Here is a 1,553-nt window from a genome sequence, read left to right as displayed (position 1 = left end):
GTGCCACCGTCAACACCATCAGCAGGTCGGGTATCGGGCGGCTGAGGCTTGAGCCGGATGACGAGCAATCGTCACGTCCGGTTCTGAGGGGGCTGGGCTTCGGTAACGGAGCCCGGCTACCCGACTATGTCTATGGCCGGCGCACCTATGACGGCCGCCTGCGCCGGTCCGGGCAGCCCCACAGCGGCAAACGCTTCCTGCGCGATCCAAAAACTTGGAAGGTGCTGCACCAAGGCGCTCGTCCGGCCTACATTGATTGGGACACCTTCGAGCGAAACCAGGAGCAGATGGCAGCCAACCGCGCCCGTCACACAGGCCTTCCCCGCGGCGGCCCCGCGCTGCTCGGCGGACTGGTGGCCTGCGGGGTCTGTGGCCGGCGCATGTGCGTCACCTACAACGACGATGGCCGGGAGGCCCGCTATGCCTGCAACCAGATGGCGACGACCTACGGCGCGCCCCAGTGCCAGTCGATCAGTGCCCGCCCGGTGGATGAGCAGGTCAGCACCCTGATGCTGGAAGCGCTCTCGCCTTCGGCAATTGCGGTCAGCCTGCAGGTGGCTGAGGATCTCGAGTTGGAGCGTCAGCAACGACGGCGGCACTGGAAGCAGCGGCTGGAACGGGCGGCCTACGAGGCCGATCTGGCCCGCCGGCGCTACGAGGCGGTCGACCCGTCCAATCGCCTTGTGGCCCGCACCCTGGAGCGGGATTGGGAGACGGCGCTGACAGCCCACCAGACGCTGGAGAGCGAGCACCAGCGGGCCCTGGCCCACGAGCCGGAACGGCTGACGCCGGAGGAGCAGGCGGCGGTGCATCGCTTGGCCGAGGACATTCCGGCGCTGTGGAGTGCTGCGTCGACGACGGCGCGCGACCGGCAGACGATCGCGCGAACCATGCTCGATCGGGTGGTGATCCATCTGCAGGGCACGACCGAACGGGCGGAGATTGCGTGCCACTGGGCCGGCGGCGTCATCACCCGGCATGCGGTGATCCGTCCCGTGCGTCGGTTCGAGCAGCTGGCGAACTTTGACCAGCTGCTGGCACGGGCGGTGGCGTTGCGGACGGCTGGTACCACGGCCGAGCAGATTGCCGCCCGCCTGAACGCGGAGGGCTTTCGGCCGGCCAAGCGCAGCGCCTTCAACGCTCCGATGATCCGGCGTCGGCTGCAGCGGCACGGGCACGGCACGACCCGGCCGATCTGGTCCGGGAAAGTGCCGCGTGCGGATGATGAGGAAATGACCTTGCAGGAAGTGGCCGAGCAGCTTGGGGCACACCGGCAGACAGTCTACGGTTGGCTGCGGCGGGGGACACTCAAGGGCCGGCTGGCTCAGGTGGGGACACGCCGCATTTGGCTGGTGAAACTCGCGGATCGCCCCATAGCTCGCATCAAGCCATCAGACTGAACGTCAACAGGAAGCAGTCACTGAGAGGCATCATGGCAATACGATCGAACAGGCCTTTGCCAAGATCAAGGCGCACCTGCGCAAAGCCGAAGCCCGAACGTTCGATGCACTCTGGCGGGCCATCGGTGACATCTGCAACTTGTTTGAGCCGCA

At 67.0% G+C, this 1,553-nt stretch carries 1 protein-coding gene and 1 pseudogene; both read left to right on the top strand.

The window, feature by feature from the left end:
- Positions 1 to 1,400: recombinase zinc beta ribbon domain-containing protein (locus tag FS320_RS43160; protein ID WP_152718624.1), on the top strand; the 1,400-nt coding region annotated here is incomplete at its 5' end.
- Between the two features lie 37 nt (positions 1,401 to 1,437).
- Positions 1,438 to 1,553 (top strand): annotated as a pseudogene (locus tag FS320_RS49435) (IS630 family transposase); the annotation flags it as partial.

The sequence above is a fragment of the Microvirga tunisiensis genome, from assembly GCF_009296175.1.
GTDB classification, from domain to species: Bacteria; Pseudomonadota; Alphaproteobacteria; order Rhizobiales; family Beijerinckiaceae; genus Microvirga; species Microvirga tunisiensis.
Note: the sequence above shows the minus strand (reverse complement) of the source record. Positions and strands in the feature narration are given on the sequence as shown.